This window comes from Paenibacillus lautus (assembly GCF_050482385.1).
Lineage (GTDB): Bacteria > Bacillota > Bacilli > Paenibacillales > Paenibacillaceae > Paenibacillus_AQ > Paenibacillus_AQ lautus_B.
On record NZ_JBCNHV010000032.1, the window covers coordinates 49861 to 74096 of the forward strand.

Sequence of the window (24236 nt, forward strand, 5' to 3'; positions counted from 1 at the left end):
GACAGGAAGGGATGGGTTCATGGGAAAAAAATATTCCGTAAAAGAAATCAGTCAATTGTCGGGAATAACTCCGCGAACCATTCAGTATTACGATAATGAAGGGATTCTTAAGGCGGAGCGAGATGAGCTGGGGCATAGAGTATATTATGATAAACAGTTGTATGTACTTGAACAGATTATGTTCTATAGAGCCATCGGTTTCTCTTTAAGAAAGATCAAAGAACAATTGATCGTGGGCACCGAGGAGCAGGATATCGAGAACATTCTAGATTACCAGGAATCGGTGCTCTATTCACAGAAAGTGAGTATCCAAGCCAAGCTTGACGGATTGCATGTCGCAAAGGAAATGATGAAAGAAGGTTACAACGTACCTTGGGAGCTGTTAGCCCATCTCATGCGTTCGTTGAATGAGGTCGATATGTCGGCTTGGAAAGAATACGAATTTTCGGAGGAAGACTCGCGGCTATTTCAAAAAGTATTTAACTCTGAGCAGGCTGCATTGGATTTTTACAATACGTTCAGAAAAATATCGCTGCAAGCTGCAGCTTATAAGGCCTCAAAGGTTCCCATCGAATCCCGTTTAGCCAGGACCTTAGCCCAAGAATGGCAACGGATGGTTCAACGTGTGACACATGGCGACGAACGGATTCATGCTGCCTTCTTAGCAGTCGATCGAAATCGGGATCAGTGGAACACGGGAGAACGTCAGCTTGTAATGGAAGCAGAACAATATTTGCAGGACGTCTTGAAGCGCTATCCTGATCGTGAATGAGCTGCATTGCAGCCCAGGTTCTGCTTCTTATGCAGGAAGCCTAAATCGTACTCTACTGTTTGCATGGCTAATCGTTTTTTTCTTGGCAAACAATTTTTCCTCAAGGCAACACAAGAGACCGAGCCGCATATAGTATATGAATAAGACGGTAGCACCGAAAGAGAGGAAGGGGCCCTGGGTGATGGAAGTGCAGGTAAAAAAAGCGCCGCTACAACGCGCCAAATTGACGGTCGGTTATGTACTGCTTCTCATGTTGACGGTTTAAGAGCGATCAGGCCTTTTACCCGATGGAGAGGATGAGTTCCTTCATCTAATAATATAAAGATGGCGCCAGAGGAGACACCCTCTTGAAACGCCATCTTTTTTATTCCCATTATGAAATAAATCGCGATGTTATCGATCGGAGTCATGCAATGCCTTCCAGTATCGGTAGTCATGAATGGCGAACCCGGAGAATGAAGGGTGCTTCTCCGCTTTGGTACATACCTTGGACAACTGTTCCTCCATATAGGACGTGCCTTCCTCAAAAAAGGTAATGTAAGCTCCCTCATTGCTCGATTTGGTCTCTACGGCGATCAGGGCTTCCTTGCGGAGTTCATCGGCTTCCTTAAGCTCGGCGGCAGCGACGCTGTAAATGTTATCCGCTTGATCACGATAGGCCATAATGACGACCTGGTCGAACTGCTGGATCATCCACCGACTGATCGACATCGACTGGTCCGGCAGCTGGTAGCCGTGCAGCCAGAAGGTCATGTCGGAACCGATGGGCAGATTCAGTGTGTGCGCTTCATGGACCAGATAGCGGACGCTCGCTTGCCATTGCTTTACCAAGGAGGCCTGGTTTGTTTTCCACTCGGTCAGCACATGTGGCTCGATATCGACATGAATGCCGGTGAAGCGCTCATTCGGAGCGGCGGAAGCCTGATATTCAGCGGTCCATTGAATGAAAGTTTCTAATCGATCACGCTCCGTTTCCAGCGCCCAGTTAGGCGCGCCGCCAAGAACATGAACCTCGATCCCCTGTTCACCTGCTTGGCGGATAAAGCTGCGATAATATTCGGGCCGAACATCACGGTTCATCTGCAGATAGAGCACATTGGCGCCTTGACTGATGGCAAAATTCAGAATGTCGTCAGCCGAATCTTGAATCTGCGGGGTATCCCAGAACCAGGTTGCCTTCTGACGGGATTCGGCTGTAGCCGCATCAGGCTGAAGGGAGAAGCTGCTTAGCAGCAGCAGACTGCCTGTGAGACAGAGGGCTAGCAAGCGAACGTATTTTTGTTTCATGGTATGGATAATCTCCTTTACATTACGATCAAGTCATAGAAAAACGACAAATTCCAGCAAACACACAACCTTAGTAATGCGAATTAAGTCGCTATGCAAGATATATATTTTCGTAAAAATGAATCTATGTATTCTATCGGTGAAAATAATATTGTGATACATAGGTCTAAAGATCTATTGTTTTGAGGAAAAATGAACGAGTGTAGTTTGAAGAGGTCTGTAAGGGGATAAGTAAATAGGAGGTGCGACAGCCTGGGACGGCTATAGACGGCACTAGGTGTTTATAATACTACTTAAGATTCAGTAAAGAGCCATTCATCACCAAGGGTGATATAGTATAATTTCTAAGCGAAGGAGCGATGAACATGAAGGTAGCATTAATTGGAGCAAGCGGAACGATCGGGAGACGAATTACGGAGGAAGCGCTGCGCCGGGGGCACGAAGTCACGGCGGTATTGCGTAATCTGGATCGATTGGATTCAGAGCATGAACGATTAAAGAAAGTCAAAGCGGATGTAATGGATCCTTCATCATTAGAAGAGGCGATTCAAGGGCATGATGCTGTCATTAGCGCTTTTGGTCCGAAGTTCGGCCAGGAAGAGGAACTCGTTGCAGCCGCACGCACGATTGTAGAGGGAACGAGACGCGGCGGCGTAACCCGTCTGTTGATCGTTGGCGGCGCTGGTAGCTTGATCGCCGACAGCGGCGTACCGCTTATGGATGCCCCGGAATTTCCTGAGGAGATCCGGCCGCTTGCCCGTGCGCATGCGGATGCTTACGATCTGTATAAGGAAAGCGATCTGGAATGGACGTATGTCAGTCCGGCGGCGATCATTGAGCCGGGGAAACGCACCGGACAGTTCCGAATCGGCATGGATCGCCTGGTGACCGACGAGAGCGGAAGCAGCCGAATTTCGGTTGAAGATTTCGCGGTAGCCGTGATCGATGAGCTGGATGATCCGCAGTTTATTCAGTCCCGGTTTACCGTTGCTTATTAATAGTGGGGCATCCTGAGTCGACAGAACGTTTGTGTAGGATATATCGAAGCAAAGGGGAGAGCTTGGATGTATGTTGTAACGTCTGAACAGATGAGGGCACTCGACAACCATACGATTCACCGAATCGGTATTCCGGCGATTGCGCTGATGGAGAATGCGGGTAAAGCGATTGCCGAGGAAGTTCTGAAGCTGTGCCTAGAGCGTGATAGAGTGAGCTGTTCTTACACTGCAGGTGCTGTGACTGCAGGAATGGCTCAACCATTCATGCCGGGGGACGGGCGAGGTGAACAGCGGCTATCCTTACCGGAGCATTCGGCAGTGGCGGAGGCTCCTACCGCCGGGAATGACCTGGCTCTGGCGATGAGCCGCCCGTCGCCTGTCATCGACGGAGAGGCTCGATTGCCCACCGCGCTCGCGGCGCAGCAGCACTGGCTCATTCTGGTGGGCAAAGGCAATAACGGCGGCGACGGCGTGGTCGCCGCCCGGCATTTGCGTGACGCCGGTATACGCGTCACGCTGCTCTATGCCGCCGAGCCGTCTGCGCTTGCCGGCGAGGCGGCGGTGCAGCGGGATGCCGCGACGGCGCTCGGCATCCCGGCTCTGGTCCACGGCCGTGAAGCCGTGGACTACGGTGCGTACACCGGCATCGTGGACGCGCTGCTCGGCACGGGCGCGACGGGCGCGCCCCGCGGCGCTTACGCCGCGCTGATCCAGGCCGCCAATGACAGCGGCCTGCCGATTGTGTCCGCGGATATTCCGAGCGGACTGGACGCCGATACCGGCGCGCGGCACGAGCCGTGCATTTCGGCTGCGGTGACGGTATGCCTCGCCTTCTTGAAGCGAGGCCTGGTGCAGTACCCCGGCGCCGAGGCGGCAGGCCGGGTGGTGGTCCGCTCCATTGGCATTCCGGCATCGCTGTGCCGGGAGCAGGGCGTGGGCACGCATCTGCTCACCCCGCATGTCCTTCGGACCGAGCTGGGTGCGGACGTGTCCCGCTACCGCTCGCCGGACGGGCATAAGGGTACCTACGGTCACGTCCTGACCGTAGGGGGGAGCCGCACGATGAGCGGCGCAGGCCTGCTCGCTTCCCGGGCAGCGCTTCGCGCGGGCTGCGGCCTGGTGACCTGGGCGCTCCCTGCAAGCCTGGTGCTGCCGCTGAGCGGAGCCGCGCCCGAGGTGATGCTCGCCCCCGCCACAGGTGAAGAGAGCGGTGGCTATTGGGATGAGGCCTCCGCGGAGCAGGTGCTGGAACTCGCCAAAACTCGTGATGTGCTGGCCGTAGGTCCGGGGCTTGGCCGCTTTGACGGAGATGCCAGGTGGCTCCGCCGGTTGTGGGAAGAATGGGAAGGGCCGTTGGTGGTGGATGCTGATGCGCTGAATATGCTGTCCGCAGCCGGTGATTTCAGCACCTGGAAGCCGCGCGGTGCGGCAACCGTGCTGACCCCACATCCGGGGGAGATGTCCCGGATGCTGGATACCCCCACCGCCGAGCTGCAGCGGGACCGGATCGGTGCCGCCGCTGGGTTTGCGACCGAGCACGGGGTTACCCTCGTGCTCAAGGGGGCGCATACCGTCGTGGCTTCGCCGGACGGACAAGCCTACATCAACCCAACCGGCACCTCCGGCATGGCGACCGGAGGTGCCGGGGACGTGTTGACCGGCATCATTGCCAGCCTGCTGGCGCAAGGATATGCCGGTCCGTCAGCAGCCGCGCTTGGCGTGTGGCTGCACGGCCGTGCCGGTGAGCGAGCCGCGCGGCACCGGGGACATCCCGCCTCGGTCATCGCCGGGGATGTCATTGAAGCGCTTTGAAGCGAAGAGCAAGGGAAGGGCCCTCATCGGAGGGTCCTTTTTGCATGGAAGGAAGCTATAGGCACTTGAATCAGATTACCCAGCACAAGAGGGGAACGGCCAAGGCAAAGAACGGGGTAGCCAGAGAATTGCTGGAGAACGTATGCTTTCCCCACAAGAAGAGCAGCAGTGTCAAGGCTCCCGCTGCTGCGCGAAGCCAGATCTGCTCCGGATTCCCGCCTGTGAATAAGGCGAAGAACAGAAAACCGACCGCTCCGTACACGGCGGCTTGTTTACCCTTATGCAGGGAAGGCAGGAACGAGAGAATGGCATCCGCTGCAAGAGACGCGGTCAGCGCGTAACCGTAAACCCAGTGCTCTTGCGGCATATAGAGGCCTAACCATTCCGAAGCTTGATCAGCGCTGGAAGGCCACACCCGATCAAGCAGGCTCAGCAGCAGCACAACGATGCCGGCACTGGCGAGCTTGTTTAATGCATAAAACCCCATGTCCATCCGGGCAGACCGTTTGGGAATTCCGGTGTTCATTGTACACATCCTCTGCTCGTTATTCATCGAATCCTCGGATGCTTGCAGCATCCCTGCTAGCTGGTTACCATCTGCCCTCCGTTGACGTGAATAGCCTGACCCGTGACAAAAGATGAGCAGATGGATGACGCCAGGTAAACATAGGCGGGTGCCAGCTCATAGGGCTGTGCGGCCCGCTTCATCGGTGATTTCGTTCCGAATACGGCGACCTCTTCAGCGGAGAAGCTGGATGGGATGAGCGGCGTCCAGACTGAGCCGGGAGCGACGGAATTGACGCGGATGCCTTGATCGACCAGCGAAAGGGCCAGGGATCGGGTAAGGGAAACAATGGCGCCTTTGGTTGAGGAATAGTCGATGAGCTCCTTTAAACCGTTATAGGCGGTAATGGAGGCCGTGTTGATGATCGACGCCCCGGATTTCATGTGGGGCAGCGCGGCCTGGATCATGAAGAAGAAGGGAAAGATATTCGTTTGATAGGTGTGATGGAGCTGTTCTTCCGTGATGTCCAAGATGCTGCGCTGCACATACTGGACGCCATGGTTGTTCACGAGAACATCCAGCTTGCCGAAGCAGGCTATCGTTTCGTTAACTACGGCTTCGCAGTTTTTTTTGGACCGCAGATCAATCTTAATTAAGAGGCATCGTCTGCCGAACGATTCAATCCGTTGTTTCGTCACCTCCGCATCCGAAGTCTCATATAAGTATGGGATGACCAGATCGGCACCTTCCTTGGCGAAGGCAATGGCGGCCGCTTTGCCGATACCGCTGTCCCCCCCGGTTACAATGGCGATTTTGCCATCCAGTTTACCGCTGCCCCGGTAGGCGGGATCCTCGCTGATCGGACGCGGCGACATGAGGCTTTCAAGACCGGGCTGGCAGTTTTGATGCTGGGGAGGGAATGCGATGGGCTGTTCCTTGCATTCGGTTTTGGAGCCTACGTATGGAATGGGCTGCTGGGGATTCATTTCATTCCTCCTTTGGTGTACAGGATGTTTTCGTTGAACGCCGATGCTTTATCTCTATGCATCCGCCCAGTCGGAGGTGCCGTTTATGATCAGAATAGGAGAAAGGTCGTGCGTAAACATGCGGGTTACAGATTTTTTACGATGTCTTCCGAGCTGTCATGGTAAAATATTTCCAATTACACAAAACAGCCAGGGGAGGACGATCACCTGATGAAACCCGTGAAGCGTTCAAAATTCCGCTAGTGGGCAGGCAAGCAATAATTTACGTACCGGCGTTATTGGGAATGGATGAAGAAGAGTGGCGGCAATATCCCCAGTAATGCGAAGCCTGAGCCGCTATGATATCCGGTATTCGCACACCAAGTCCCGCTGAGACGTCAAGTGTAGTGGTTCGCGAAACGCCAAGGTTCAATTGCCGATGCTGCTGGATTGACAAAAGCGCGGACACATTGATACGATGATATTAATTCTGACAAGTTTGCTCTGATTTATGTTGGTAAACGTCGGATTTAAGAGCGACTGCTTATGGAAGACTTTGTGGTTCTTTGTAAAGTCTTCTTTTTCTAAACATGTTGGCTAAGGCCGTCCGACTCTAAGTCGAGAGGATCTTACATAGCGATCTTATGAATGGATGAGATGGCGACACTATAAGATAAGCCGAGGTGAATGATTATGGCGAAAGCTGTTATTATTAACGGGAGTCCCACAGCCGGATCCCGATTGAATGCGATTATGGAGTATGCGGAGCAGGCATTGACTGCTGCGAATTTTGAGGTGAGCCGGATCGACGTGGCTGGGCTGCCGCCTGAGGATTTGATTCATACCAAGTTTGAGAGTGAGCATATTGTCAAAGCGAACGGGCTTGTGGCCGAGGCTGATGCCGTGATTGTGGCAAGTCCGGTTTATAAAGCTTCGTTTACGGGCGTTCTGAAAACATTTTTAGACCTGATTCCGCAAAAAGGATTGGCCGGCAAAATCGTGCTTCCGATGTTCATCGGCGGTAGTCTCGCGCATCTGCTGGCGATTGATTATTCGCTTAAGCCCGTGCTTTCTTCGATTGGAGCCCGTCATATTCTAGGCGGCGTGTACGCGGTGGATGCCCAAGTGGCACGTACTGAGGACGGCGGATTTGATGTAGCAGAAGTGCTACAGGAACGCTTGACCTCTGCCATGGAGGAATTGATTGAGGAAACCCGTTACCGGACAGAACGTGAATAAGGATGCATGAGTGAACGGCAGGGATATGAAAGCGATAGAGATCATATGGAGGGATACCATTTGCAAAAGCTAGTGTTTTTTGTCGGCGTGGCCGGTACAGGCAAGACAACCGTAGCCAAGAAGCTTGCAGTCCGTATACCGGCTGCATTTCTCGACCGTGATACGGTGGGGGGACGCTTTGTTGAGAAGTTCCTGGAAAGTAACGGACTGGATCCGAACGATCGCGACTCTTCCTTCTATAAAGAGAACCTGCGCGATCTGGAATATGATACGACCAAGGACATTTGCATCGAGAACTTGAGTGCCGGACAAAATGTCTTTATGATTTCTCCCTTTACCGCGGAGCTCAAGAGCCGCGAATGGATTGAAGAAGTCATCGCATCGGCAGGGTTAACGAAGAACGACGTTGACGTGAAGGTCATTGTGGTCGCGCTCAAAGACATGGATTTGCAGAAGGAACGGATCGTCGACAGACAGACCGAGCGGGATCAGTGGAAGCTGGATCATTGGGACGACTTCAAGAAACGCGTCGATTTCGTTCCGGAAGTGAACTGGGACATTCCGCAGACGTCCATTAAGGTATTCGATAACAGCGGCGATCTGACGGAAGAGAAGGTCGAGGAGCTCTATCAATTTATCATAAGCGAATAACATGTCGGAGCAATAGCATTCGATATCGGATGAGAAAATGCGTCTTTCCAGGTGCCTACGTGCCCTGTGATGGCGCATTTTTTTGGAGACTGGGGCATCATCTGCGTGAAGGAATCGTCCTACCTGTTATCGCCAGAGCAGCAGGGTTTCCCAGGTTCATGCTTCTGGAATGCGCCGTAGACTATAGACTGCATTTGGCACTTCTTCCGAATTGGAACCGAAGCTGGAATGTTATATAGTAGACTTGTCATGATCGGTTAACGTAAATATCAAGGAGGGAAAGCGGTTGGATCAGTCGGCTATGCTTGCCTATCTTCGCAGCGTTGTGTTAATGAGGGATCGTATCCCGTCATTTAACGAATACCCCTTTAATTTGCCGGCCGTAGCGGCTATGGACGGACTTCATTTTCATCCCAAGGTTACTTATATCGTAGGCGAGAATGGCATGGGCAAATCCACGCTACTGGAGGCGATTGCGACGGCCCTCGGGTTTAATCCGGAAGGAGGGACTTTGAATTTCTCCTTCTCGACGGAGGAGACCCATTCCAAGCTTCATGAATATATACGAACCGTTCGAGGCGCACGCAAACCGCGGGACGGGTTTTTCTTTCGGGCGGAGAGCTATTATAACGTCGCGACGAATATCGACCGGTTGGATGCCGAAGAGAGCTTCGCCCCTCCCATCAAAAATTCCTATGGCGGCAAATCACTTCACGAGCAGTCGCACGGCGAATCGTTTTTTGCCACTTTTTTGCATCGATTCTGGGGGAACGGTTTGTACATCATGGACGAGCCGGAAGCGGCACTCTCTCCATTTCGCCAAATGGCGCTGCTCAGACGCATCCATGACCTGGTCCACGAGGATTCGCAATTCATTATTTCCACGCATTCGCCGATTGTTATGGCTTATCCGGATTCGATCATTTATAAGTTGACATCCGAAGGGCTGGAAGAGTCGAGCTTGGAAGAAACGGATCATTATATGATTACAAAGGAATTTGTGAATCGCCGGGAAGCGATGCTTCACGAATTGTTTGCAGACGATGAAGAATAGCCATCAAGTGTGAAGGGTTCCGAAGGCGTGAGTTGGCCTTACCGGGTCCCTTTTTTTGTATAGCAGAGGGGAATTAGACTAGGCGAATCGTTATGAAGGGCATACCATGGGGGAGTTTTTCTGGAAAGGTGTCTTCTATAGAGATTATGGCGGCTCAGATCCCTGTAATGAACTTCGAATGATCTAAGTAGTTTAGTGATAAATCATGCATTAAAAGGGAAATAGGGAAATGAAAACATGAAAATGGTGTTTACAAGTTAGAATCATTGAACTAAAATAAGATTGAGGTGAAAAACTCTGGAGAACGGAAGAGAAGCAAGCGTGGAGAGACTCATGGATATGTACCGTGAGTTATCGGATAACATGACGAGGCATCGCGTCGTATCTTTTTTGAATCACTTGAGAAAGAACGATTTAACGATGAATCAATATAAGATTTTAAGTTTGATCGAGCAGCAGGGTCCGCTGCTTCCCAACCGGTTGGCTGAGCATATGGAACTTAAGGCTGCAACGATCACGTATTTGGTGGACGCTCTGGGACAGCGGGGATTGGTGGTTCGAACGCCCAATCCGAGTGATGGACGAAGCCACTATGTCAATCTTACGGCAGAAGGCCGGCAGCTTGTGCTCGATGCGCGCAGCGAGGGGGATTATGCCGTCATGGAATCCTTCAAGCAGCTGGATGAGGATGAGGCGGATAACCTGTATATTTTACTGCGATTGCTTGGCAAAAAATTATTTCCATAATCTAAGACCAAACTCTTCGAATCCCGCCTCCAGCTCTGTTAATCAGATCCGGGCGGGGTTACTTTGTTTAGGAGGCTTCATGTGAATACACAAGATAAATCTTCATTTTGGCTTATTATGAGCGCTATATTTTTCGGTAATTTTCTGGCGGTGCTTAGCATCACCACCATTAACGTGGCCTTTCCGGTTGTAATGCAGCAATTCGATACCACGCTGAGCACTACCCAGTGGCTGATGGCGGGGTACCTGCTGGCAACGGGAATTGTGGCCCCCATCGTAGGCTACATGGGGGACCAGCTCAGTTATAAGAGGCTGTTTGTCCTGGCATTGATGGGGTTTACGCTCTCGTCGCTATTATGCGTCGTAGCCTGGAATATCGAGACCTTGATTGCGTTCCGGATTACGCAAGGCGTGTTCGGCGGGATGATTATCCCGATTACGATGACCATCATCTACCAGGTATTCCCCCGGGAACGGCAAGCCTATGCCATGGGTTTATGGAGTCTGGCCTCCATGCTGGCACCGGTGATTGGGCCGACACTTGGCGGATGGCTGGTGCAATATTTTGGCTGGAAATCGATTTTCATTCTAAATATTCCGATCGGCCTGATCTCGATTGTCATCGTAAGCAAATTCATTCCTTTTTACCGACTGACCGGGAAAAAGTCGTTTGATTTCCTCGGATTCTTGACGGTGGTGGCGGGCAGTTCTCTTTTGCTGCTCTCCTTCAGTCATGGTAACGACTGGGGCTGGGGATCCTGGAAGACCCTGTCCCTGCTCATCTCCGGAGTCTTACTGCTGCTGTTCTTCATTAAGTGGGAACTGCGGATTTCATCCCCGTTATTGCAGCTTAAAGTATTCAAATTCCCCCGATTCCGGTACAGCTTGATCCTGAACTGTATCGTGACGATATCCCTGTATACGGGAACCTTGCTGGTGCCGCTCTATTTGCAGACTGTGCTGAAGCTGTCCCCGATGGATACCGGCCTGATCATGCTGCCGGGCGCGATTGTCATGGCAGCAGCGTCGCCGCTTATCGGTAAATTTTATGATCGGATCGGTCCATTCCGGCTGGTGATCACGGGAGTTCTCATCATTGTGGCAGCCACGCTCGCTTTCAGCGGAATCGGCACCCGTACCTCGGTTTTGTACATTTCCTTGCTGCAACTGGTTCGCTGTCTCGGCATTGCTTTATGCAATATGCCGTTAACGAACGCAGCGATGAGCGCGGTGTCCAGCGAATATTCCGGTCACGCATCGTCCATCACGAACTGGGCACGCCAAGGGCTTGCTTCATTATCGATCGGCATATTCAGCGCATTGGTAGTATCCAGAACATCCTACTACATGGGTGCGGGGGCTTCGACCCAGCGTGCCGCAACAACGATGGGCATTGATGATGTGTTTATGATCGGAACGATGGTGGCTGTTATTGCCATACCTCTTACATTTTTGTTACGGGTCAAAAAGAAAAAATCGGTTCACCCTGTCGCGCTCTGACCCGGCGTTCATCGGCCATGTTGGAGAAGATGATCTTTCGGGCTGTTGAAGCTTAGCGCAACACAGGGAACCCGAAAGGTATCAAGCGATTGAACGGTGGTTGAACTGCATCATTGGCGTCATGCACAGCCACAAAATTATAGTCAAATAGGACGTTAACCGATGAGAGGGCAGCTCTAGGGCTGCTCTCTTTATTTGCTTTACACCCGTCAATGGATTGGACGAATGATGACAACGCTGTTCTTTTATTGAATTCGCGGACTGTGGTAGGGTGAAGTATACGAATGTGCAGGTAGGAGGAGCTTATGGAATTTATACGGAAGCTGTGGATTTTCGGTTATCAGCAGGCTTTGTCCTGCATATTTCCGGTTATGATCTTCGGTACGCTGGGACTGACCAAGGTGGTTGAAATTCCCGGCTTGGCGCGTTATGATCTCATCCTTCTCATATGTGTACTGGCACAAATCGGGATGCTGGTGAGCAAGCTGGAGACATGGGATGAGCTGAAGGTCATCTGCGTCTTTCACGTCATCGGTTTGATGCTGGAGCTGTATAAAGTGCATATGGGCTCATGGTCTTACCCCGAGGAGGGCTGGAGCAAAATCGGCGGCGTCCCGCTGTACAGCGGCTTTATGTACGCCAGCGTAGCCAGTTATATATGCCAGGCATGGCGCCGAATGAATTTGCGCATCACCGGCTGGCCGCTGCCTGTGCTGACTGTGCTGATCAGCGCAGCGATCTATGCCAATTTCTTTACCCATCACTACGTATGGGATGCGCGCTGGCTTCTCACGGTATTGCTGTTCGTGGTTTTTGGCAGAACCATGGTGTATTTTGACGTGGATGGAAAAACCTTGCGGATGCCACTGGTGCTGTCGTTTCTGCTGATTGGTTTTTTCATCTGGATCGCTGAGAATATTTCTACGTTTCTTGGGGCCTGGACCTATCCGGGTCAGGAGCGGACATGGAGCCTGGTGCATATCGGCAAAATCAGCTCGTGGTTTCTGCTGGTGGTGATCAGCGTCATCATTGTGGCTCAGCTGAAGCATCTGAAGCAGGGCAGAGGACCGTCCAAAGACAATCCGAAGGGAACGGTCATGTGAATCCAGTTTAGCGGATTTGACCATTCATGCGAAATCATGTATCCTATGCTGATTAAGGTATGGAAGGCTAACGTTGCGACTCGAGCTGTAAAGCGAGAGACTTTGTATAAACATAGATGTTTGGCATGGATGAACCGCCGCGAAGCAGAAGGGAGGAGTATTCACATGAAAAAAAGATCATTGGCGTCTTTGGCAAAAGGCATGGGATACTCCACCGCTGTTTTCTTTGATCCGTCCGATAATGGGAGAAGTGTGTCCAAAATCGGATATTCAGCGATCAAGGATCCTTCCATTCGGTAACCGGATGAGGATGCAGTGGAATTGAACACCACAGGTCGCTTGCTTGTGGTTGCATAGATCGGCATGTACACCACAGGTGCGCTGTGGTGTTTTTTTGTGATTCTAATGCTTCAAACAGAGGAGAGGGTAACTATGTTCATGCAAGGGAAACAGATTTATGTCAAGTCGGTAGAGGAGTCGGATGTAGAGGCACTGCTGAAGCTCGAGAAGGATAACCGGGATTTTTTTCAGCGGTTCACGGGTTTAAGGGAAGAGAGCTTCTACACCCATCAGGGTCAGCTTGAGCGGATCCGAAAGGCCATGGAAGCCAGCAAGGCAGATCAAGGGTATGTCTATGTGATTGGACTACAGGACACCGGAGAGATGATCGGCGAGATAATGCTGACCGAAGTGGTGCGGGGGAATCTGCAGAGCTGCTGGATCGGTTATTTTCTGGACCAAGATCACAACGGAAAGGGCTATATGACCGAAGCGGTGCAATTGATTGTGACGTTTGCCTTTCAGGAATTGAAGTTTCACCGGATTGAGGCGGGCGTGATGCCGCACAACCTGGGTTCGATCCAAGTGCTTTTGAAAGCTGGATTCCATAAAGAAGGCATTGCCCGGAAAAACGTGAACATCAACGGAACGTGGGAAGACCATCAGACGCTGGCTATAGTGAATGAAGCCGATGAGGATCTGCCGTCCCCAATCCAGCGGTATAATCCGCCTGTCATCGCCCCGCCGATCGGGCCTTATACCCATGTAACCAAGGTTCCGAGAGGGGCTGAGCTGTTGGTCTTCTCCGGTCAGGTGGGAACCGACAGGGAGGGGAACTTGCCGGAAGATATGAAGCAGCAGGTGGAGAACACTTTGGCGAACATTGAGAGGTTATTGGGTGCGGAAGCGATGTCCGCGGATCATATCGTCAAAATCAACATTTGGGCGGCTCAGGAGGTCGACTGGGATCACTTTCACCAGGCATGGGAGAAATTCCACGGGGGGAAGGCGCCGGCCATGACGATGGCCTACGTACCGGCACTGGCGATGCCGTCCATTCTGGTAGAGATCGAGGTATGGGCAGCGAAGGGGTAAAACGACCAGAAGGATAGATCGAATCTTCAGCTCCTTGGTTTATTCAACAAAATTAGCTGCTGATTAAGTAAAGAAGCGATTATTTTTATAGCCAACCACGCGATAACAAGCGTCAAAATCATTGTTTAATGTTGACAGACATATATAAGATATGTATATTGTGATTACCGACTAATTAGTCGGTAATCACAATGAGAGATGGGTGCATGTCATGGAAAAAAAATATGGTCTTCAACCACCGATACCATTCAGCTTTAAATCTGTAGCAGGGTTCATCGTCATTTTTATAATTTGGCAAGGCGGCACTTTATTATGGTTAAATCTTGTTAATTCTTTGATTCCCGCTACTCGCTCAGGATTACCTAGTTTAATCACACTGTATATGTCTTTTTTATTCCTTATTCTCGGCATCTTTCTTGTTACCAAATATTTCTTCAAAATTCGTTTTAGAACATTTTTATTTGAAGGTAAAAGGCCCGATTTCCGAAAGTTCGCAATTTATTTTTTGTGGTATTTTATAGCACTTATCTTGTATTTGCTTATCGATATCGTCGTGCATCCTCAAGCTTTTACGCTTCATTTTGATCCGCTTCCATGGTTAGGTGTACTCATTGTTACCGCTCCTTTGATTTTGGTTCAAAGTGCTGCTGAAGAGATGTTGTTCAGAGGCTATATGTACCGTATGTTTAGATCATTAAGAGGCGGTGTATTCTGGTCCATCTTCGTCACTTCCCTAACCTTTGCCCTGATCCATGGTTTTAACCCCGAAATGCTAAACTACGGGATTTTTGGACCGTTGTATTACCTGCTGGGGGCATTCTTTCTGGGAATCGTTGCCTACCACACCAATGGTCTGGCTGCTCCCATCGGAATCCATTTTGCCACGAACATTTTTAATACATCCATTTGGGGATATGGATCATCGACGCTGGAAGACATGGGGCTGCAAAATATTGTATACCGCCACACGCTAGATATGCCGTTTGCATTTTCTATGGTTTTTGCTATTGTTATCTCATATGGTGCTTTTCAATTTTTCAAGCATAAAAGGAACCGTTCATAAGGTTCCGGGAGGAGCTTATGGCCAGAAGGCGATTGCCAGCAGAAGAAGCAAAAACGATTATATTAAACCATGCCAAGTTATTATTTATTGAAAAAGGCTATGATCGAGCTACAATGGACGATTTATGTATCTCGACTCAGATGAGTAAAGGCAATTTGTATCATCATTTTAAAAATAAAGAGGTACTCTTTCTCCAATTGCTTACCCAGCATGCCGAACAAATGTCACAAAAGTGGCTTCGTTCGGCTGAGCAATCCACGTCTCCCAGCGAACAGTTGCTTGAAATGGCTGATTTATTCGGAAGAGATTGTGAAAGTCCCTTAATCCAAGCACTTGAAGAGTATGCCAAAACACTTTCAAGCGAATCCGAAGCATTGGCTACATTGAGAGAGATCACAGAAGTAGCCTATCGTGCAATTAGACAAGTGCTGCATAAAGGGATCGAGCAAGGCGTTTTTATTAATGAAGATATCGAAACGTTGAGTTTTGGTGTGATGTCCACATTAGCCGGAGCAACGCAGCTCTGCCTAACGATGCCAAAATTAAGCGGGGACGAATATGCAGCCCTGCATGTCAATGCGATCAAGCTGCTTTTAAAGGGAATATCGATGGATGATCCCAACTGAAAAAAGAGAACACACTTGCTGGAAAACACTCATTGCCCGGACAATCGATGGTCGATAGATGTGCATCGCAGGCTTTTTTCACCCAGGCGATCCACTAGACACTTCTCCCATCGATCCGGGTACAGCTTGTTTAGCAGCCTTCGGCTCTGCCTGGCGAATTTCATCCGGAGTGGCGTTTTCAATGACGTGGTCGTTTCTAAACCGCTCCTTTAATTGCCAACTCCTTTTTCTCCTGATGAAACTTCGTGAGATTCCAAGAAAAGCGCATGTTTTATGCTTGACGTAATGGAATATAATAGTTATTATAGACCTGCAAAGTCCTTAATTGAGGTGATGTTTGAATGAAGTACTCCAAGGCTACAGACTATGCCCTCCATACGATGCTCTTTCTTACTGCGGCGACTCCCCAGAAACCAATAGGCGTACAGCAGTTGGCAGAGCGACAAAGTGTGTCTCCAACCTATTTGTCCAAAATATTGACCAAGTTGGTGAAGGCCGGCATGATTGAATCGATAACGGGGGTGAATGGCGGCTATCGACTCAAACGAAATTGGGAAGATATTTCGTTTCTGGATATTATCCATGCGATTGAAGGTTCGGCTTCCTTGTTCGATTGCAGTTTCGAACATGGACCAGGATGCCCGATTCAAAAGGTGGTGTTATCGGCAGAAGAGAAGATGGAAGAACTGTTGAGAAATCAGAAGATGTCGGATCTTGTACGTGAACATAACATCGTCATATGATCCTTCTTTTTTAGTCTATTCATGACAACGTGTATCTTTAAAATCTACAATATCGATTTATAACAGGCATGATTGAATCGATAATGGGGGTGAATGGTGGGTATCGATTCAAACGAAGCCGCACTCCTATGCAATCCACTATACCGCGTCAGCATTTGTTAGCCTATGGGTGACAAGTGATGGTTTTCTAACCGGGGTGGCTGCAGTCCTACATGAGCCGCGATTTGGATCAAGAAGCGGCCGTGCCGCCGGATGTGTCTGCCGATCGCATCATGAAGTTTGTGATGGACCCAAAGGCGTACCTTGGCGAACAGCCGATTTTTCTGGATTATGAAGGACGAGAGTGACCCTGGCAAATGAGAAGGAGAGGAGACTATGAATATGAAAGCAATTGCGCTTGGACAATACGAGGGAGCGAAATATCATCCTTTTACGCATATTGATCACGAATTACAAACCATATTTGAACCTATGGACGTTGAATGTACGGATGATTATGCCGTGCTTCAAGAGGATAAGCTGGAGGGCTATGATCTGTTCATATCGTACACGGATTTTTCGGATCTGGAGATACCCGAAGACCAGGTACAAGCGCTCATATCCTATGTGAGAAACGGCGGGGGGCTGCTAGCTATCCACAACGGCATCTCGCTGCAGCAAAGCCAAGAGCTGGAAAAGTTAATCGGCGGCAGGGTTACGGGACATCCGGAATATACGTCACTGCCAATTCGATATAATCATGGGAGTCACCCTATTGTGGAGAACTTAAGCGATTTTACGGTAGATGAAGAACCGTTTCGGTTCGAGCTGAGTCCGCATGAATCGGCGGTTATACTTGCCGAATATGTGCATGATGGCCAGCGGTGGCCTGCTGCGTGGGCACATACATATGGTTCTGGCCGCGTGGTATATCTGATGCCGGGGCATCATCTTCCATCTTTCCAGGTGGAATCCGTGCGTAAGCTGATTCGGAATAGCGGAATGTGGGCTGCCCGGGGTGCGAAGAGTAGTGATTCGACATCCTAATTTTAGGATAACGTGCATCGCTATTAACGGCGGTATTATTAGTGCGCTACGTATGGCGATTAACTAGGTGGCGAAATCCGCAATTTAACCCATACGTAGCTTATTATCAAAAGGAGAGTGAGAAGATGGATGTATTCAAAAGCCAGTATGATTTGATTAAGCGTACAAGGGAATCATTATTTCGTTACTGCGAAACTATGTCCCCCGCAGATTATGTTAAAGAAGTTGAAGCCCTAGGCGGAGTTTCTATTCGCAGTCTGCATGTTCATGTCACTGATTGTTATCGGGTATGGTTGGGGAGTCGTGGCCTTGGCAAATCACTTCCAAAATTAAAACCAGAATCCGTTGACAATGTGCAGAAAATGCGTGAAGTTTTTAAGAAAACAGATGACCTGGTTTATGAATTTCTGAATGAATTTAAAAACAAATGGGATCCTGCCGTTCAAGCATCCTGGCAGAGTGACAGTGTAGAGTTAACCGAATTATGGCTATTTACGCACACCATCACCCACGAATTTCATCATAGAGGACAAATTGTAAAAATAGGCAGGCAGCTCGGGTATATCCCGCCGAAAATGAACCTTGCTAAATCTTAGTGATTTCATAGAGATACGTTACTGTCCAAGTTGATGAAGGCGAGCATGACAATCCTGGCGGAATGCCCGATTCAAACAGGTGGTGTTCTCGGCAGAAGAGAAGATGGAAGAACTGTTGAGAAATCAGAAAATGTAGGATCTTGTACGGAAACTGAATATAGTTACATAACACTTCTTTTTTGGATCAATTAAAGACAACTAGTGCCTTTAAAATCTATAATACCTAATTATTACTGGGAGAGTGGAGAATAATATGCAAGCAGTGACGTCAGAAACACAGCATAATGCGGTGCAAAAATATAAAGTTATCCCCATCATGGTTTCGTTACTATTAAGCGGATTTATTGGGATGTTTAACGAGACGGCTTTAAACGTAGTGCTCAGCGATTTAATCAACCAGTTTCATATCACCGCCGCAACAGCTCAATGGCTGACGACGGGTTACTTACTGACCCTCGGCATATTGGTTCCGGTATCCGGGTTGTTTCTCCAATGGTTTTCAACCAGACAATTGTTCACGGCTTCGCTCCTGTTGGCTTTACTCGGCACAGCGGTGGCGACCGTTTCCCCCGGATTTGAGCTGCTCATGATTGCACGGGTGATTCAAGCTGCGGGCGTAGCGATCATCCTGCCGCTGATGTTTCACACCGTGATGGTCATTGTTCCACCTGAGAGGAGGGGGACGACATACGGGCTGATCGGGCTTGTCCTTGTGGTTGCTCCTGCTGTCGGACCTACCCTTTCCGGTCTGTTGATCGATCAGCTTAGCTGGAACTGGATTTTCGGATTGACTCTTCCCGTTTTGGCGTTTTCTCTTCTGTTTGGCATGCGATATATGCAAAATATATCGACGATTACCAAGCCGAGAATCGATATCTATTCGCTTATCTTATCCACGCTTGGCTTCGGCGGAATTGTATTTGCTTTTAGCAGCGCCGGGGAAGGAGGACTTGGAGCGCCCAAGGTCATGATTCCGATGATTGTCGGCATATTGGCGCTATTGATATTTGCGGTACGGCAAGTGCGAATGAAGCAGCCGATGATGGATTTGAGAGCATTCAAACAGCCCATGTTTACGGTAGGTACTGTTATGCTCATGATTGCCGTAATGGTGATGATGGCATCCATGATTATGTTGCCCTTGTATTTGATCAGAGGCCTCGGCCTTAACGCTTTTTCGGCCGGACTTGTGTTGTTGACCGGGGGGATTGTGAACGCGATCACGCAACCGATTATGGGCAGAATATTCGATAAATTTGGGCCGAGATGGGTTGTACCCGCTGGTATGGCCTTGATATCCGTCGTGCTCTGGTTTCTCTCAGGAGTTACGACAACGACGGCCATAAGCCAGATCATTATGCTTCATACCTTCTTGATGATCGGGATCTCCATGGTTTGGATGCCTTCACAGGCGAATGCTCTGAACCAATTGCCTCCTTCACTTTACCCGCACGGCAGCGCAATTATGAATACGGTCCAGCAGGTGGCGGGTGCGATCGGCACAGCGGTTGCGGTAAGTATCATGTCTGTGGGCATGAGCAGCTTTTTGAAGCAAACGGCAGACCAGGCGGATCCTGCTAACGCCGCGCTTGCTTTGACAGCGGGTGTACAGCATGTTTTTAATATTGCTATTGTTGTTGCGATTGCAGGTTTCGTCATTTCTCTATTCATGAAGCGTGTTCACATATCAGAGCAGAAATAACCCTCCATATTTGAAATTTGAAAATCAACCAGCGCGGCCAGCAGTTTCAGCGGCACGAACCGATTACGTACAGAAATGTCAGCTTCATAAATGATGAAACATTATTGTATTACATTTTATTGTAGTCGATCATATGATATAAAAAACCTCCGTGATCCCTGTTAAGGGATCACGGAGGTTTGTGTATATGGAGAGGATCTTATAGATCGTCAAAACCGTTGTCGTCGCCAACCTTGCCGTAGTTACGGGATTTGGCTTCGAAGAAGTCGGTTTTGGTTGCGTTCAGAGCTTCATCCGAGAAAGGCTTGATCCATGGCATGCAGTTGACGTCTACGCCTTGGTAAGCTTTTTCCAGACCCATCATCGTAATACGACGGTTCGCGATGTACTTGATGTAGTCGCCCAACTCGTTCAGATCGATGCCGCGCACATTGCTGAGCGTGTAGTGTGCCCAGTTGGTCTCAAGCTCAACGGCACGGTCGATGGTGCGGTACAGGTAGTCGATGTTCTCTTGGGAGTTCAGCTCCGGGAAATCCTTGAGCAGCTGCTTGAATACTTCGGCGAAGAAGTAACAGTGCTGGTTCTCGTCACGCTGAATGTAAGAGATCATCTGGCTGGTTGCCATCATCTTCTGGTCGCGAGCCAGGTTGTAGAAGAAGGCAAACGTGCTGTAGAAGAAGATACCTTCCAGGATCAGGTCGGCCACCATTGCTTCGAAGAAGGACTGCGGCGACGGATTGTCGCGGAAGTTCTGATAAATATCTGAAATGAACTGATTGCGCTCCAGCAGGACCGGATCATGCTTCCAGTATTCAAAGATTTCCTTCTGTTCTTGATCCGAAACGATGGAAGAGAGCACGTAGGAATAGGATTGGTTGTGAACGACCTCTTGCTGACCGATGATAGCCGAGATGGCTTCGAGTGACGAATCAGTAAAGTAACGCTTCACGTCGCTGACAAACATCGTCTGCATGGAATCCAGAACAGCGAGCAGGGAGATGTTGATCTTAAAGGTGCGCTGCTCTTCAGGGTCCAGGCGCGGGAACTGCTGCGCATCCTTGGACATTGGAATCTCGTCCGCGATCCAGTGGTTCAGTAGCAGGACTTTGTACAGCTTATACATATGAGGCATCCGAATGTCGTTCCAGTTCAAGATCCCGGAGCATTCACCTTCAATGACGCGAGTGGAGCGGTTGGGTGCTTCGGTGTTAAATATCTTTTGCATTTGCATGCCGATTTTCTCTCCTTGTATATCATAGTAGGGCGGGCAGAGGCGAAGCCGAGGGATAGGGTCCAGCCTATTCGAGGGACGGGTATCCACTCTCCAGCCGCTGTTGTCCGCCCTTTGCTTGAATGTATTTAAAGGTTGCAAAGGGCTCCCAAAGGCGGACGTAAACTCTTCCGCTTGGATACCCTTACCCTTGTAGTCTTTTATTAGATAGCATATTCAATCCTGCCTCGCGGGAACACCCGCATGCAGCCGTTTGATGCTTGTTGCACCGCATGAGAAGCGACTCCCAAGGGGAGAGCGATCCCAGCAGGCAGTAACTCAACAACCGCACGAAGTAACTCACGGTCCCTGCGCCGCATGAGAAGCGATTCCCAGAGGGAGAGCGATCCACGCAGGCAGTAACTCAACAACCGCACGAAGTAACTCAAAGGTCCCCGCACCGCATGAGAAGCGATTCCCAAGGGGAGAGCGATCCCAGCAGGCAGCAACTCAACAACCGCACGAAGTAACTCAAAGGTCCCCGCACCGCATGAGAAGCGACTCCCAAGGGGAGAGCGATCCCAGCAGGTAGCAACTCAACAACCGCACGAAGTAACTCATTAGCTTCCGCACTAAATTCCAGCGTTCCCGAAGGGAGAAAGCGCTCCTAGCCACTAAAGTAACATAGAAGCCGCCTCATTCATTCCCTGCACATCTTGCGGGTGTCCAGAGGGCAGAGCCCTTGGGGCCCTCCCTTGGAAGGGAGGGTTTGGGTGGGTTCGAATTTTAGCTTGCGCACGACTCACACTCTTCAATCGTCAGCGCACGGCTGCGTACATAGTACGTGGACTTGATGCCGGCTTTCCAGGCATGCAGGTGCAGCTCTAGGAATTCCGAAGCCCGGATATCAGGGCGGACATACAGGTTAAAGCTTTGCGCTTGGTCAACGTGACGCTGACGGGCGGCAGCCATTTTGATGGACCAATGCTGGTCGATCAAGAAAGCCGTTTTATAGTACCAGATTGTTTTTTCGGACAGATCCGGCGCCGGGTTAGCCACTTTGTAAGTGGTTTTTTCTTCATAAGACAGAAGTTCGTACAATGGATCGATGCTCGCCGTGGAACCCGCGATGATCGAAGTGGAGCCGTTCGGTGCGATGGCAAACAGCCATGCGTTACGGACGCCGCTTACTTGTACTTCCTGCTGCAATTCGCGCCATTGCTCAGTGGTTACGAACTTGCCTTCATGCTCGCCGTCGGTGTAACCGCGGAACTTGAAGTACTCGCCGCTCTCCCAGTCGGAGCCTTTGAATTTCGGATAATGTCCTTTTTCCTTGGCCAGCTCCATGCTGGATTTGACGAGCAGGTAGTTGATGTGCTCATACAGGTTGTCATTATAGGCAACGGCTTCGTCGGATTCCCAGCGGATGCCTTCCAGCGCCAGCAAGTGATGCAGACCGAAGGTGCCGAGACCGACCGCACGATATTGACTGTTGGTATATTGAGCTTGTAAAACTTCGATATTGTTAATGTCGATGACGTTATCCAGCATGCGAACCTGGATTGGAACGAGACGCTCCAGCACACCAGCAGGTACAGCACGAGCGAGGTGGATGGAGTTCAGGTTGCAGACAACGAAATCGCCAGGGATTTTGGAAATTACGATCCGGGTTTGGCCGTCTTTCGTAACCAGCTCCTCTTGCTCAACAACGGTTGGAGATTGGTTTTGCATGATCTCCGTGCACAGGTTGGAAGAGTAAATCATGCCATGGGCAGAGTTCGGGTTCGCCCGGTTGACCGTGTCACGGTAGAACATGTACGGTGTACCCGTTTCAAGCTGGGATTTCATGATGCGCTTCATAATGTCGATGGCCTGTACCGTAATACGCGGCAGCTGCGGGCTCGCCACGGCTTCAGCATACTTTTGGCGGAATTGGCCTTCGCCTTGTCCTTGATCATAGAAGTCTTCAAGGCCCAGCGGACGGCCATTCTCGTCTTTCCAGCCCATGATTTTCTTCACTTCATGCGGACAGAACAGGCTCCATTCTTCACGTGCTTCTACAGCTTCCATGAACAGGTCAGGCAGACTTACGCCGTGGAACACGTCATGTGCTCTCATGCGCTCGTCACCGTTGTTCAGCTTCAGGTCCAGGAAGGACAAAATGTCTTTGTGGAACACATCCAGATAAACCGCGATGGCTCCTTTACGAGTTCCCAATTGGTCAACGCTAACAGCGGTATTGTTTAACTGGCGAATCCAAGGGATAACGCCGGAGCTGGTGTTTTTGTGACCGCGGATGTCAGAGCCGCGTGCACGAACTTTACCGAGGTATACCCCGATGCCGCCGCCCATTTTGCTGAGACGGGCGATATCCGTATTGGAATCGAAGATTCCTTCCAGGGAGTCATCCACGGTATCAATGAAGCAGCTGGAAAGCTGGCCGGCTACTTTTTTACCTGCGTTAGACATTGTCGGCGTAGCAGCCGTCATATACAGGTTGCTCATGGCCCAGTAGGCTTCTTTGACAAGGTCAAGACGCTTGTCAGCTGGCTCGTTGTGCATGAGGAACATCGCGATGACCATGTAGCGTTCTTGCGGAAGTTCCATGACGCGACCGTCAAAGTCGTTTGCCAGGTAACGCTCAGCCAGTGTCAACAGACCGATGTAATCAAACAGCAGATCGCGGCTTGGATCGATGCATTCGCCGAGTTCTTCGATTTGTTCTTTGGTATAGCTGGTTAGCAGATCCTCGCGATAAATGCCTTTCTGTACAAGCTCCGTAATGAGCGGGTAGAAGGCACCGTATGGTTCTTCCGGATATGCTTTGTATCGGCGGTTGGTGGCCGCTTTTTTATATAAAGAGGTCAGAAACGAACGCGCAGCTGCAAACTTCCAATTCGGCTCTTCTTTGGTTACAAGCTCAAGCGCGGACATCGTGAAGGCGCTGCTGATTTCTTCGCCGGTAACTTGCTCACCGCGCAATTTGGCATTGACGCCGCGAAGCAGGCGCTCTTTATCGAGCATGTCCAATCCTTTAAGAGTCCGGTCGGCATAGACGGAGAGGCGAATTTCATCAAAGGCGAGCTGACGGTTGTTCGGTTTAACTACGAGCTGGGGCATGAATAAATTCCTCGCTTTCTTCGGGGGGAATATGAAAAAGGACATCAAAAAAACATTTTCTAAAACCCGCGGGCAGGCTTGAAAATGTCCGTGCGCTGTGATTCGAAAATGACGTTTGCCATAAGCCCATGAATGGGCATGAT

General features: G+C 50.1%; 24 protein-coding genes. 19 read left to right on the forward strand and 5 right to left on the reverse strand.

The genetic code is table 11. The annotated features are described in order from the left end of the window. Positions 1 to 19 precede the first annotated feature (19 nt). The gene (locus ABEW73_RS31990; protein ID WP_430170332.1) at positions 20 to 772 is read left to right on the forward strand and encodes a MerR family transcriptional regulator; all 753 of its coding nucleotides are present in this window, start codon (positions 20 to 22) and stop codon (positions 770 to 772) included. Positions 773 to 908: 136 nt separating this feature from the next. Beyond that, the gene (locus tag ABEW73_RS31995; protein ID WP_430170330.1) at positions 909 to 1037 is read left to right on the forward strand and encodes a hypothetical protein; all 129 of its coding nucleotides are present in this window, start codon (positions 909 to 911) and stop codon (positions 1035 to 1037) included. 128 nt (positions 1038 to 1165) lie between these two features. On the opposite strand, the gene ABEW73_RS32000 is transcribed toward ABEW73_RS31995, so the two are convergent. After that, a complete protein-coding gene (locus tag ABEW73_RS32000) occupies positions 1166 to 2059 on the reverse strand; it encodes a hypothetical protein (RefSeq protein ID WP_430170329.1) in 894 nt (297 codons plus the stop codon). A 365-nt stretch (positions 2060 to 2424) separates the two neighbouring features. Here ABEW73_RS32000 and ABEW73_RS32005 point away from each other — a divergent pair, with 365 nt between their 5' ends. Together ABEW73_RS32005 and ABEW73_RS32010 are read left to right on the forward strand one after the other, a co-directional pair. Then, the gene (locus tag ABEW73_RS32005; protein WP_430170328.1) at positions 2425 to 3057 is read left to right on the forward strand and encodes an NAD(P)-dependent oxidoreductase; all 633 of its coding nucleotides are present in this window, start codon (positions 2425 to 2427) and stop codon (positions 3055 to 3057) included. Between the two features lie 66 nt (positions 3058 to 3123). Continuing rightward, on the forward strand, positions 3124 to 4869 hold the full coding sequence (locus tag ABEW73_RS32010; RefSeq protein WP_430170326.1) for an NAD(P)H-hydrate dehydratase: 1746 nt from the start codon (positions 3124 to 3126) through the stop codon (positions 4867 to 4869). Between the two features lie 70 nt (positions 4870 to 4939). Here ABEW73_RS32010 and ABEW73_RS32015 read toward each other — a convergent pair whose 3' ends face one another. Together ABEW73_RS32015 and ABEW73_RS32020 are read right to left on the reverse strand one after the other, a co-directional pair. Further along, positions 4940 to 5395, reverse strand: coding sequence for a hypothetical protein (locus tag ABEW73_RS32015; protein ID WP_430170325.1), 456 nt, complete (start codon positions 5393 to 5395; stop codon positions 4940 to 4942). A 56-nt stretch (positions 5396 to 5451) separates the two neighbouring features. Beyond that, entirely contained in the window at positions 5452 to 6360 is a 909-nt protein-coding gene (locus ABEW73_RS32020; protein ID WP_430170323.1) for an SDR family oxidoreductase, read from the reverse strand. Between the two features lie 672 nt (positions 6361 to 7032). Here ABEW73_RS32020 and ssuE point away from each other — a divergent pair. The 15 genes from ssuE (at position 7033) to ABEW73_RS32095 (ending at position 19763) form a co-directional block, all read left to right on the forward strand. After that, positions 7033 to 7578 carry an NADPH-dependent FMN reductase gene (ssuE, locus tag ABEW73_RS32025; protein WP_430170321.1) on the forward strand — a complete coding sequence of 182 codons (546 nt, stop codon included), beginning with the start codon at positions 7033 to 7035 and terminating at the stop codon, positions 7576 to 7578. 60 nt (positions 7579 to 7638) lie between these two features. Next, positions 7639 to 8229, forward strand: coding sequence for an AAA family ATPase (locus tag ABEW73_RS32030; RefSeq protein WP_430170319.1), 591 nt, complete (start codon positions 7639 to 7641; stop codon positions 8227 to 8229). 286 nt (positions 8230 to 8515) lie between these two features. Continuing rightward, the gene (locus tag ABEW73_RS32035) at positions 8516 to 9283 is read left to right on the forward strand and encodes an AAA family ATPase (protein ID WP_430170318.1); all 768 of its coding nucleotides are present in this window, start codon (positions 8516 to 8518) and stop codon (positions 9281 to 9283) included. 321 nt (positions 9284 to 9604) lie between these two features. Next, positions 9605 to 10030 (forward strand): MarR family winged helix-turn-helix transcriptional regulator, encoded by a 426-nt coding sequence (locus tag ABEW73_RS32040; RefSeq protein ID WP_430170316.1) that lies wholly within the window; start codon positions 9605 to 9607, stop codon positions 10028 to 10030. An 81-nt stretch (positions 10031 to 10111) separates the two neighbouring features. Next, positions 10112 to 11530, forward strand: coding sequence for an MDR family MFS transporter (locus ABEW73_RS32045; protein WP_430170315.1), 1419 nt, complete (start codon positions 10112 to 10114; stop codon positions 11528 to 11530). 305 nt (positions 11531 to 11835) lie between these two features. Continuing rightward, positions 11836 to 12633, forward strand: a complete 798-nt coding sequence (locus ABEW73_RS32050; protein WP_430170313.1) for a DUF817 domain-containing protein — start codon at positions 11836 to 11838, stop codon at positions 12631 to 12633. A gap of 165 nt (positions 12634 to 12798) precedes the next feature. Beyond that, positions 12799 to 12933 (forward strand): hypothetical protein, encoded by a 135-nt coding sequence (locus tag ABEW73_RS32055; RefSeq protein ID WP_272914349.1) that lies wholly within the window; start codon positions 12799 to 12801, stop codon positions 12931 to 12933. A gap of 132 nt (positions 12934 to 13065) precedes the next feature. Next, complete coding sequence (locus ABEW73_RS32060; RefSeq protein ID WP_430170311.1) at positions 13066 to 14007, forward strand: GNAT family N-acetyltransferase; 942 nt, start codon at positions 13066 to 13068, stop codon at positions 14005 to 14007. Between the two features lie 211 nt (positions 14008 to 14218). Next, complete coding sequence (locus tag ABEW73_RS32065) at positions 14219 to 15070, forward strand: CPBP family glutamic-type intramembrane protease (protein WP_430170309.1); 852 nt, start codon at positions 14219 to 14221, stop codon at positions 15068 to 15070. Positions 15071 to 15087: 17 nt separating this feature from the next. Further along, positions 15088 to 15696 carry a TetR/AcrR family transcriptional regulator gene (locus ABEW73_RS32070; protein ID WP_430170307.1) on the forward strand — a complete coding sequence of 203 codons (609 nt, stop codon included), beginning with the start codon at positions 15088 to 15090 and terminating at the stop codon, positions 15694 to 15696. Between the two features lie 341 nt (positions 15697 to 16037). Continuing rightward, positions 16038 to 16439 carry an Rrf2 family transcriptional regulator gene (locus tag ABEW73_RS32075; protein WP_430170306.1) on the forward strand — a complete coding sequence of 134 codons (402 nt, stop codon included), beginning with the start codon at positions 16038 to 16040 and terminating at the stop codon, positions 16437 to 16439. Between the two features lie 212 nt (positions 16440 to 16651). Then, entirely contained in the window at positions 16652 to 16786 is a 135-nt protein-coding gene (locus ABEW73_RS32080) for a hypothetical protein (RefSeq protein WP_430170305.1), read from the forward strand. 28 nt (positions 16787 to 16814) lie between these two features. Further along, a complete protein-coding gene (locus ABEW73_RS32085) occupies positions 16815 to 17465 on the forward strand; it encodes a ThuA domain-containing protein (protein ID WP_430170303.1) in 651 nt (216 codons plus the stop codon). 125 nt (positions 17466 to 17590) lie between these two features. Next, on the forward strand, positions 17591 to 18061 hold the full coding sequence (locus ABEW73_RS32090; RefSeq protein ID WP_430170302.1) for a DinB family protein: 471 nt from the start codon (positions 17591 to 17593) through the stop codon (positions 18059 to 18061). Between the two features lie 262 nt (positions 18062 to 18323). Then, positions 18324 to 19763 (forward strand): MDR family MFS transporter, encoded by a 1440-nt coding sequence (locus ABEW73_RS32095; protein ID WP_430170402.1) that lies wholly within the window; start codon positions 18324 to 18326, stop codon positions 19761 to 19763. Between the two features lie 199 nt (positions 19764 to 19962). Here ABEW73_RS32095 and ABEW73_RS32100 read toward each other — a convergent pair whose 3' ends face one another. Further along, entirely contained in the window at positions 19963 to 20994 is a 1032-nt protein-coding gene (locus ABEW73_RS32100; RefSeq protein WP_430170300.1) for a ribonucleotide-diphosphate reductase subunit beta, read from the reverse strand. 765 nt (positions 20995 to 21759) lie between these two features. Next, positions 21760 to 24093 (reverse strand): ribonucleoside-diphosphate reductase subunit alpha, encoded by a 2334-nt coding sequence (locus ABEW73_RS32105; RefSeq protein ID WP_430170298.1) that lies wholly within the window; start codon positions 24091 to 24093, stop codon positions 21760 to 21762. Positions 24094 to 24236: the final 143 nt, after the last annotated feature.